The 10,533-nt window shown below is 75.9% G+C and carries 8 protein-coding genes; 7 read left to right on the top strand and 1 reads right to left on the bottom strand.

Translation table 11 applies throughout. The annotated features are described in order from the left end of the window. From WDV85_RS02810 to WDV85_RS02795, 4 genes are all read left to right on the top strand, one after another. The coding region (locus WDV85_RS02810) for a VOC family protein (RefSeq protein WP_339569167.1) at nt 1–481 on the top strand (481 nt) is incomplete at its 5' end. 63 nt (nt 482–544) lie between these two features. Beyond that, complete coding sequence (locus tag WDV85_RS02805) at nt 545–1,669, top strand: FecCD family ABC transporter permease (protein ID WP_339569166.1); 1,125 nt, start codon at nt 545–547, stop codon at nt 1,667–1,669. Next, nucleotides 1,666–2,811 carry a FecCD family ABC transporter permease gene (locus WDV85_RS02800; protein ID WP_339569165.1) on the top strand — a complete coding sequence of 382 codons (1,146 nt, stop codon included), beginning with the start codon at nt 1,666–1,668 and terminating at the stop codon, nt 2,809–2,811. The genes WDV85_RS02805 and WDV85_RS02800 overlap by 4 nt, the downstream gene beginning before the upstream one ends. A 5-nt stretch (nt 2,812–2,816) precedes the next feature. Continuing rightward, nucleotides 2,817–3,638 (top strand): ABC transporter ATP-binding protein, encoded by an 822-nt coding sequence (locus WDV85_RS02795; RefSeq protein ID WP_339569164.1) that lies wholly within the window; start codon nt 2,817–2,819, stop codon nt 3,636–3,638. 66 nt (nt 3,639–3,704) lie between these two features. Here WDV85_RS02795 and WDV85_RS02790 read toward each other — a convergent pair whose 3' ends face one another. Then, nucleotides 3,705–5,333, bottom strand: a complete 1,629-nt coding sequence (locus WDV85_RS02790) for a dolichyl-phosphate-mannose--protein mannosyltransferase (RefSeq protein WP_339569163.1) — start codon at nt 5,331–5,333, stop codon at nt 3,705–3,707. 85 nt (nt 5,334–5,418) lie between these two features. Between WDV85_RS02790 and rsmI the strand changes: the two genes are divergently transcribed. The 3 genes from rsmI (at nt 5,419) to WDV85_RS02775 (ending at nt 10,330) form a co-directional block, all read left to right on the top strand. Further along, complete coding sequence (gene rsmI / locus WDV85_RS02785) at nt 5,419–6,405, top strand: 16S rRNA (cytidine(1402)-2'-O)-methyltransferase (RefSeq protein WP_339569162.1); 987 nt, start codon at nt 5,419–5,421, stop codon at nt 6,403–6,405. A 172-nt stretch (nt 6,406–6,577) separates the two neighbouring features. Then, the gene (locus WDV85_RS02780) at nt 6,578–7,768 is read left to right on the top strand and encodes an aminotransferase class I/II-fold pyridoxal phosphate-dependent enzyme (RefSeq protein WP_339569161.1); all 1,191 of its coding nucleotides are present in this window, start codon (nt 6,578–6,580) and stop codon (nt 7,766–7,768) included. Nucleotides 7,769–7,963: 195 nt separating this feature from the next. Further along, a complete protein-coding gene (locus WDV85_RS02775; RefSeq protein ID WP_339569160.1) occupies nt 7,964–10,330 on the top strand; it encodes an immune inhibitor A domain-containing protein in 2,367 nt (788 codons plus the stop codon). The last annotated feature ends 203 nt before the right edge of the window (nt 10,331–10,533 follow it).

The following is a 10,533-nucleotide window of genomic DNA, read 5'->3' as shown; positions in this document are numbered from 1 at the left end:
TGGTTTTGTCCTCCCTCCCCCCCCCCCCGCGGCCGCACCGGCCGCCGCGGCCCCGGGGGAGCCGCTCGTGGCCGTCGTCTTCGTCAACCTGCCCGTCGAGGACGTCGGGCGGTCGGTGGACTTCTTCACCACCCTCGGCCTCCCGGTGGACCCGCTCCCCGAGGACGGCGCGAGCGCGACGCTCGTCGTCGGCACCGAGGTCGTGGTGCTCCTCCTGCAGCGCGAGCGCTTCGCCGCCCTCGCGCCGGGGCCCGTCGCCTCGCCGGGGGACCCCCGCGAGGTCGTCGTGTGCCTGCCCGCGACCTCCCGCGAGGGCGTCGACGACCTCGTGGCGCGCGCCGAGACGGCCGGCGGGGCTCGGCCGGAGCCGGTGCAGGACGACGGGTCGGTCTACCGCCGGACGTTCCTCGACCCGGACGGCCACGCCTGGGGCGTCCTGTGGATGGAGCCCGACGACGGGGCGCCCGCGGCCGAGGGCTGAGCCGCCCCCGCCCGGCCCTCGCGCGTGACGACGGCCGCGCCGGACGAGGTTAGGCTCGCCTGCATGAGCGCGCCGGCCCCGTCGTCGGCCCGGCCCGGCGCCGCGCACGGGCCGCGGGCGCGGGCCGGTGCCGGCACCCCTGCCGCTGCTCGCGGAGCCGTCCCCACCGCGGCCGGTCGACGGCGGGGTCGCCCGGTGCTCGTCGCGGCGGTGCTGCTCGCCCTCGCGGCGCTGGTGGCGGCCGCCCTGCTGAGCCTGGCCGTGGGCTCCCGCGGCATCCCCCCGGGCGTCGTCGTCGAGGCGCTCCTCGCGCCGGACCGCTCGAGCACCGACCACCTCGTCGTCCTCGACCTGCGGCTGCCGCGGACCGTGGTCGGCCTCGTCGCCGGCACGGCGCTCGGGCTGGCGGGGGCGGTGATGCAGGGGCTCACGCGCAACCCCCTCGCCGACCCGGGCCTCCTCGGCGTCAACGCGGGCGCCGCCACGGCGGTGGTCCTCGCGATCAGCGTGCTCGGCGTCACGAGCCCGGGCGGCTACGTGTGGTTCGCGCTGGCCGGGGCCGCCGCGGCCGCCGTCGTCGTGCACCTCGTGGCCGCGACGGGGCGCGAGGGGGCCACGCCGGTCAAGCTGACGCTGGCGGGCGCGGCGGTCAGCGCCCTGCTGCTGTCGCTGACCACGGGCGTCCTCGTCACGGACTCCGCCACCTTCGACCAGTTCCGCTTCTGGCAGGTCGGGTCCCTCGTCGGCCGGGACCTCTCCGCCGTGGCGGCCGTGCTGCCCGTCGTCGCCGCGGGCGCCCTCCTCGCCCTGCTGCTCGCGCCGGCGCTCGACGCGCTCCAGCTCGGCGACGACGTCGCCCGCGGCCTCGGCCAGCGCACCGGGGCGGTGCGCGCCCTCGGCGCCCTCGCCGCCGTCCTGCTCTGCGGCGGGGCGACGGCGCTCGCCGGGCCCATCGCCTTCGTCGGCCTCGCCGTCCCGCACCTCGTCCGCGCGCTCACCGGCCCCGCGCACCGGTGGCTGCTGCCGCTGTCGGCGCTCGTCGCACCCACGCTGCTGCTCCTCGCCGACGTCCTCGGCCGGGTCGTCGCCCGGCCGGGCGAGGTGCAGGTCGGCGTCGTGGCGGCGCTGCTCGGGGCGCCCGTCCTCGTGGCCCTCGTGCGCCGCCGCCGCGGGAGCCTCGAGCTGTGAGCGCCGCGACGACCCGGCGGGCGCCCGAGAGCGCGCACGGAGGTGCCCCGGGCGCGGGTGCGGCGCTCGCGCTGCCCGACCTCGCTCCCGACCGCGTGCGGGCGGCGCGGCGGGCGGTCCGCCGTGCCCGCGGCCTGGCGCGGCGGCGCGAGCTCGCCGTGGTGGGCGCGCTGGCCGCCGTCCTGCTCGGCCTCCTGCTCGTGGCGCTGTCGGTGGGCGACTTCCCGCTCTCCCCGGCGCAGGTCCTCGGGGCGCTCGTCGGCCGGGGCGACGGCGGCGCCGAGCTCGTCGTCCTGCAGCTGCGGCTGCCGCGGGCGCTGGCCGCCGTCCTCGCGGGCGCCTGCTTCGGCCTCTCCGGCTCCGTGCTGCAGGCGCTGCTGCGCAACCCGCTCGCGAGTCCCGACGTCATCGGCATCTCCGCCGGGGCGAGCGCCGCGGCGGTCGTCGCGGTCCTCGGTCTCGGCGCCCCCGGCGCCGGCCTGCCCGGCCTCGGGGTGTCGGGCGCCGCCGCCCTGGGCGCGCTCGGCACGGCGCTCGCCATCTCGGCCCTCGCCACGCGGGGGCGGCTCAGCGGCTACCGCTTCGTCCTCGTCGGCATCGGCGCCGCGGCCGCGCTCAACGCCGTCGTCAGCCTCGCCCTCACGCGCGCCGACGCCACCGAGGCCGCGCAGGCGCTCGTCTGGATCACCGGGAGCCTCAACGGCACCGACTGGGGCGTCGTCGTGCCCCTCGCCGTGGGCGCCGCCGTCCTCGTCCCGGTGGCCCTCGCGTGCGTGCGGCTGCTCGCCGGGCTCGGCGTGGGCGACGACGCCGCCGCCGGCCTCGGCCTCCGCGTCGGCCGCGCGCGGCTGCTGCTCGTGGTGGTGGCGGCTAGCCTCGCCGCCGTCGCCACCGCCGCCGCCGGGCCCGTCGCCTTCGTGGCGCTCGTGGCCGGCCCGGTCGCCCGGGGCCTCCTCCCGGGCCGCACGGCCCTCGGCGCCTCGGCGCTCGTCGGGGCCGTCGTCCTGACCGGGGCCGACCTCGTGGCCCAGCACGCGCCGCTGCTGCCCCAGCTGCCCGTGGGCGTCGTCACGGGCGTCGTCGGGGCGCCGTACCTGCTCTGGCTCCTCGTCCGCGCGGGCCGCGCGGGGACGGCGGGCTGAGCGACGTGACCGCCCAGCGCTCCCTCGTCGTCCGCGACCTCACCCTCGTCTACGACGAGCGCCCCGTCGTCCGGCACCTCGACCTCACCGTCCCGCCGGGGCGCGTGACGGTCGTCGTCGGCGCCAACGCGTGCGGCAAGTCGACCCTCCTGCGGGGCGTCGCCCGCCTGCTGGCCCCGGCGTCGGGGGCCGTGCTCCTCGACGGCCGGGCCGTCCACGAGATGCCCACCAAGGAGGTCGCCGAGGTCCTCGGCATCCTTCCGCAGAGCCCCGCGGCGCCCGGCGGCATCACGGTGGCCGACCTCGTGGGCCGGGGCCGCTACCCGCACCAGGGGTGGCTGCGCCGCTGGACCGCCGCCGACGAGGAGGCGGTCGCCCGCGCCCTGGCGTGGACGGGCACCGAGGACCTGGCCGACCGCCCCGTCGACGAGCTGTCCGGGGGCCAGCGGCAGCGGGTGTGGATCGCCATGGCGCTCGCCCAGGAGACCGACGTCCTCCTGCTCGACGAGCCGACGACCTACCTCGACCTCGCCCACCAGGTCGAGGTGCTCGACCTCCTCACCGACCTCAACCACCGCGGCGTCACGGTCGTCCTCGTGCTGCACGACCTGAACCTCGCCTGCCGCTACGCCGACCACGTCGTCGCGATGCGCGACGGCGCCGTCGTCGCCGAGGGGACGCCCTCGGAGGTCGTCACGGTCGAGACGGTGCGAGAGGTCTACGGGCTCGACTGCGAGGTCGTCCCCGACCCGGTGTGCGGCACGCCCATGGTGGTGCCGCTCGGGCGCCACCACGGCCGCCGGCCGGGGCCGACGGACCAGGGCTGAGCCGACCGGGCTGAGTCGACCGGTCTGGGCCGACCGGTCTGGGCCGACCGCGGCGGCAGCGGTCCGTCAGATCCAGCTGGGGAACCACATCCGCCAGCGCCAGTGCTCGGTGGGGATGACCTGCGCGGCCCACACGGGCCAGAAGAAGGCGGCCGCCAGCACGGCGGCGACGACGACGGCGCCCGCCACCGCCGCGCCCCACCGGCGCCGCCGCGGCGGTGCGTCGGGGCGCCCGAGCACCATGCCGAGCGCCATGGTCAGCGCCAGGACGACGTAGGGGGAGAAGGCGACGGAGTAGAAGGTGTAGACGGTGCGCTCGGGGTAGAGGAACCACGGCAGGTAGAGGCCGGCCAGGGGCGCGAGGACGGCGCCGGCGCGCCAGTCCCGCCGCAGGGCCCACACCCCGACGAGGACCACGACCGCCAGGGCCCCGCCCCACCACACGACCGGGTTGCCGAGCGCGGTGATGGCGCGGGAGCAGGCGCTGACCGCGCACCCGTCGACGCCGAGGGTGGGCGCCTCGTAGAAGAAGGACGTCGGGCGGCCCTGGACGAGCCAGGACTCCGGGCTCGCCTGGTAGGGGTGCGGGCTGGAGAGGCCGACGTGGAAGCCGTACATCTCCTGGTGGTAGCGCCACAGCGACGCGAGGGCGTCGGGCAGCCACGGCAGGTAGTCCGGCCGCTCGGCGGCGTACTGGCGCAGGTGGGCCCCGGTGCTGGCGAACCACCCGGCCCACGAGGCGAGGTAGACCCCGAGCGCGACGAGGAGCATGCCCGCGGCGGCGGGCACGCCGTCCTTCACCACGGCGGCGGCGAACCAGTGGCGCACCCCGGCGGCGCGGCGGGCGCCCGCGTCCCACAGCACCGTCAGGAGGCCGAGGGCGACGAAGGCGTAGAGCCCCGACCACTTCGTGCCGACGGCGAGCCCGAGGCAGACGGCGGCCACGAGGCGCCACGGGCGCGCCAGCAGCCACGGGCCGAGGCCGGCCAGGCGCGCGCCGGCGGGACCGCGGGTGGTGACCGCGCGCGCCAGGCGGGCCCGGCTCGCGTCCCGGTCGAGCAGGAGGGCGCCGAAGGCGGCCAGCACCCACAGGGTGAGGACGCCGTCGAGGAGCCCGGTGCGCGAGTGCACGAGGTGCTGGCCGTCGACGGCGAGCAGCAGGCCCGCGACGGTGCCGAGCAGGGTGGAGGAGAGCAGGCGCCGTGCGATGCGGGCGACGAGGAGCACCGAGACGACGCCGGCGAGCGCGGCGCCGAGCCGCCAGCCCGTGGAGCTGTCCTGGCCCAGCAGCAGCTGGCCGAGCGCGAGCACCCACTTGCCGACGGGCGGGTGGACGGGGAAGTCCGCGGTCTCCAGCGGCGAGGGCGTGCCCGCGGCGAAGGCCTCGTCCGCGCCCTCGGGCCAGCGCAGCTCGTAGCCCGCCACGAGCAGCGAGTAGGCCTGCTTGACGTAGTACGTCTCGTCGAAGACGAGCTGGTGGGGCCGGCCGAGGTCCCACAGGCGCAGGACCGCGGCGAGCGCCGTGACGGCGAGGGGGCCCACCCAGCCCCAGAGCCGGTCGGTCGGCGGGCGGCCGACGAGCCGCTCCCGCAGGGACGGCGCGTCGTCCGGCGCCGACGCCGGCGGCGGGACCTCGGCGCCGGAGGGGCGCGCCGGGGAGGTCCCGGCGGGCGGCGCGTCCGGCGTCGTCGTCACGAGGGGGATGCTAGGCGGGGCGTGCGACGGCGTCCCGGACGTCCGCCGGGCGCCTCCCCGCGCCGGGGCTGCGAGACTCGGCCGGGTGAGCCAGCGCGAGCACCCCCGGCCGGAGGACGAGGACGGACCGGTCGACGACGGGCTGGCCGACGAGGCGTCGCACGTCGCGGCACCGGACGACGAGGCGTCGGACGACGCGGACGACGCGGCGCCGGGTCTGGAGCCCGTCGCCCCCCGCGCGGGCGGGCGGCTGCTGCTGGCGGCCACCCCCATCGGCGACGCGCGGGACGCCCCGCCGCGCCTGGCGCACGCCCTCGCCACCGCCGACCTCGTGGCCGCGGAGGACACCCGGCGCCTGCGCCGCCTGCTGCGGGCCCTCGACGTCGAGCCGCGCGGTCGCGTCGTGTCCTGCCACGAGCACAACGAGGCCGCGCGCGCCGAGGAGGTCGTCGCCGTCGTCCGCGCCGGCGGCACCGCGGTGCTCGTGAGCGACGCGGGCATGCCGTCGGTCTCCGACCCCGGGTTCCGGATGGTGCAGGCGATGGTCGCCGCGGACCTGCCCGTGAGCGCCGTGCCGGGGCCGTCCGCCGTCCTCGCCGCGCTGGCCGTCTCGGGCCTGCCGACGGACCGCTTCACCTTCGAGGGCTTCCTCCCGCGCCGCGACGGCGACCGGCGCCGCGTCCTCGGCGAGCTCGCGGACGAGCGCCGCACGATGGTCTTCTTCGAGTCCCCGCACCGGCTCGCGGCGTCCCTCGCCGTCATGGCCGAGGTGCTCGGCGGCGACCGTCGGGCGGCCGTCTGCCGGGAGCTGACGAAGACCTACGAGGAGGTCGTGCGCGACGACCTCGACGGGCTGCTCGCCTGGTCGGACCGGACGCTGCTCGGGGAGATCACCCTCGTCGTCGCGGGCGCCCGCCCGTCCCGGTCCGGTCCGGAGGAGCTGCTGGCGCTCGTGCTGGCGCGCACGGAGGCGGGGGAGCGGCTCAAGGACGCCGCCCGCGCCGTCGCGGCCGAGCACGGCGCGACGAGCCGCGACCTCTACGACGCGGCGGTGGCGGCCCGCAAGGCCTGACCTCGGCGCACGGCGACCTGCGCAAGGCCCGCTCGCTCCGCGTCGTCGCAGGTCAGGGGCGCGTCGGTCCGCAAGGGACGGGGTTGCGCAGGTCCGTGGGCGGGCCTCCCCGACCGTGTCCGGGGAGCGGGCCCTCCCGCGCCCGCGGGGGGTGCAGGTCTACCCTCCGGACATGGAGTTCCGTCGCATCCCGGGCCTGCCGCCGTACGTCTTCACGATCATCGACTCGCTGAAGATCGAGGCCCGGCGAGCCGGACGCGACGTGGTGGACCTCGGGTTCGGCAACCCGGACATCCCCTCCCCGGAGCTCACCGTGGAGAAGCTCGCGGAGGCGGCGCACAACACCCGCAACCACCGCTACTCCTCCTCGCGCGGCCTGCCCAAGCTGCGCCAGGCGGTGGCCGACCTCTACCAGCGCCGCTTCTCCGTGACCCTGGACCCGGAGACCGAGGTCATCAGCACCATCGGCGCCAAGGAGGGCTTCAGCCACCTCATGTGGGTGCTGCTGCAGGCGGGCGACGCGGCCCTCGTGCCCTCGCCCAGCTACCCCATCCACATCTGGGGCCCCTACTTCGCCGGCGCCGACGCCCGGCAGGTCTCCCTCAACGGCCCCGAGGGGCCGAGCGGCGCCGCGTACGTCGACAACGTCATGGAGGCGTGGGAGCTGGGCTGGCCCAAGCCGCGCGTGGTCGTCCTGTCCTTCCCGCACAACCCGACGACGGCGACCATCGAGCTGCCCGACCTCCAGCGGCTCGTCGACTGGGCGCGGGAGCGCGACGTCGTCCTCGTGCACGACTTCGCCTACTCCGACACCGCCTTCGACGGCTGGATGCCGCCGTCGATCCTGCAGTGCGAGGGCGCCACCGAGTGCGCCGTCGAGCTGTACTCGATGACGAAGTCCTTCTCCATGGCCGGCTGGCGCGTGGCGTTCCTCGTGGGCAACAAGGAGGTCGTCGGCGCCCTCGCGAAGCTCAAGAGCTACCTCGACTACGGCACCTTCCAGCCCATCCAGATCGCCGCCACGGTCACGCTCAACGAGGCGAGCGACTACCCGCTCGAGGTCAACGCGGTGTACCAGTCGCGGCGCGACGCCCTCGTCGAGGGCGTCAACCGGGCGGGATGGCCCCTGCCGGCGCCCAAGGGGACGATGTTCGCCTGGGCGAAGATCCCGGAGCCGTACGCGGAGATGAAGTCGATCGAGTTCGCCAAGCACATCATCACCGAGTGCGACGTCGCGGTGTCGCCCGGTGTCGGCTTCGGGCCCGAGGGCGACGACTACGTGCGCTTCGCCCTCATCGAGAACGAGCAGCGCATCGCCCAGGCCGCGCGCCAGCTGCGCAAGGGCCTCGTCAAGCTGGGCTGAGGCCCTCCGCCGTCCCGGGGTGCGGCCTCCGACGTCCCCCCGGTCGGGGAGATCGCGCCGTAGCGGGCCGCGACCTCGGTCGGTGCCGAGACGGACCGAAGTAGTTCGCCCGGACATCTACCCGAACGGCGCAACTGCGCCTACTGTCCCTCGCGGCGCGGAGGACCTCCGCGCAGGTACTCACCGAGGAGACAGATGCGCAAGCTGACGTGCGGGCTGGTCAGCGTGGCCCTGGGAGGCGGCCTGGTCTACGCGGCCACCGCCCCCGCTGCCGCGGCCCCGCCCTCCGGGACGGCCACGACCGAGGCGCCGCAGGCGGCGCCCTTCGTCGACGACCTCCCCAACCCCCTGGAGGACAAGCGCCGCGCCCTGCGCGAGGCGGCCCTCACCGGCGTGCTCGACGGCGAGCTGCAGCCGGAGGTCATCGACGGCAGCACCGTCGTCAAGGTCGGCGCCGAGGCAGCGCCGGAGGGCGCGGCGCCGGCGAAGGCCGAGGGCGGTCCGAACGCCACCCAGGACCAGTACGTCGAGCTCTCGCGGGAGAGCACCGACAAGATATTCGTCATCCTGGCGGAGTTCGGCGACGAGCGGCACCCGGACTTCCCCGACGTGGACTCGGACCCGGACACCCCCGGGCCCACCCGCTTCGACGGGCCCCGCCACAACGAGATCCCCGAGCCCGACCGCTCCGTCGACAACACGACGGTCTGGCAGCCGGACTACGACCAGCAGCACTACCAGGACCTCTACTTCGGCGACGGCGACGCGACGCTCAAGAGCTACTACGAGGCCCAGTCCTCCGGTCGCTACAGCGTCGACGGCGAGGTCTCCGACTGGGTGCGGGTGCCCTACAACGAGGCCCGCTACGGCCGCACGGACGCCGGGGCCTGGTACCTCGTCCGCGACGCCGTCGACCAGTGGGTGGCCGAGCGCGAGGCCGCGGGCATGAGCGACGAGGACATCGCCGCCGAGCTGGCCGAGTTCGACCAGCAGGACCGCTACGACTTCGACGGCGACGGCGACTTCAACGAGCCCGACGGCTACATCGACCACTTCCAGATCGTCCACGCGGGCGGCGACGAGTCCGACGGCGACCCGACGTACGGCGAGGACGCCATCTGGGCGCACCGCTGGTACGCCTTCGGCACCGACCAGGGCGCGACGGGGCCGGAGACCAACAAGCTCGGCGGCACCCAGATCGGCGACACCGGCATCTGGGTGGGCGACTACACCGTCCAGCCGGAGAACGGCGGCTACTCCGTCTTCGCCCACGAGTTCGCCCACGACCTCGGTCTGCCGGACGACTACGACACGACCGGCAAGGCGAGCAACAACGTCGAGTACTGGTCGCTCATGGCGCAGAGCCGCCTCGGTGCGGAGGGCGAGCCGCTCGGCTCCCGCGCCGGCGACCTCGGCGCCTGGGAGAAGCTCCAGCTCGGCTGGCTCGACTACGAGGTCGTCCCCGCGGGCCAGAAGCGCACCATCGACCTCGGCCCGCAGGAGTACAACAGCGCGAAGGCCCAGGCCATCGTCTCGGTGCTCCCGGACAAGGAGGTGACGACCCAGTTCGGCGCCCCCTTCGCGGGTGAGAAGCAGTGGTGGTCCGGCCGCGCCGACAACCTCAGCAGCACGATGACGGCGACGGCGGACCTGCGGAGGGCCACCACCGCGCAGGCGACGCTGAAGGCCCGCTGGGGCATCGAGGCCGACTACGACTACCTGTACTTCCAGGCGTCGACCGACGGCGGGAAGAACTGGACGTCCCTGCAGGGCACGGTCGACGGCGCCGCCTTCGACACGGACAGCTCGGACGCCCCGTCCCTCTCGGGCATGCACCCCGAGTGGGGCGACGTCGTCGTGCCGCTCGACGCCTACGCGGGCCAGCGGGTGCAGCTGCGGATGCTCTACCGCACGGACGGCGGGTACACCGAGGCCGGCTTCTTCGCCGACGACATCGCCATCACCGCGAACGGCCGCACCGTGTTCAGCAACGGCGCCGAGAGCGTCCCGTCGGTGCTGGCGCTGGACGGCTTCACCGCGGTGGGGGCGAGCCAGACGAAGGGCTACGACAACTACTACATCGCCGGTCACCGCAGCTACGTGAGCTACGACCAGTACCTGCGGACGGGGCCGTACAACTTCGGCTTCGGGAGCGCGCTGCCGGACTTCGTCGAGCACTTCCCGTACCAGGAGGGGCTCCTCGTCACCTACTGGGACACGTCCATGGCGGACAACAACGTCAGCGACCACCTCGGTGAGGGGCGCAACCTCATCGTCGACGCGCACCCGCGGCCGATCTACAACCTCCAGGGCAAGCCCTGGCGGACGCGGATCCAGTCCTACGACGCGCCCTTCGGGACGCAGCCGGTGGACTCCTTCACCCTCCACGTCGACGGGCAGCCGAGCTACATCCGGGGGCAGAAGCCGGCGCGGGTGTTCGACGACACGAAGAAGTTCTTCTTCGAGGAGTTCCCCTCGCAGGGCGTCAAGCTCCCCGCGGTCGGCGTGAAGATGCGCGTCGTCTCCGAGGACGGCACGTCCATGCGGGTCCGCGTGAGCTGACCCTCCCCCGCCCGGGCGACGGCCCGGGCTCAGCACGGACCGAGGGCCCGGCGGCGTCTGCCGCTGGGCCCTCGGCCGTCCTCGGCCCGCCTCCGGGGCCCGGGGACGGGTCGGTCCGCGGACGTCGGGGCGCGCCGGCCGTCCGGCGGTGTCCGGTGGTCGCGCACAGGTTCGTGGAGCGGGGCGTCGTCCACAGGCCGCGG

Origin of the sequence: Pseudokineococcus sp. 5B2Z-1 (assembly GCF_037482305.1) — a bacterium.
Classification (GTDB): domain Bacteria; phylum Actinomycetota; class Actinomycetes; order Actinomycetales; family Quadrisphaeraceae; genus Pseudokineococcus.
This window is presented reverse-complemented; position numbering and strand designations above follow the sequence as displayed.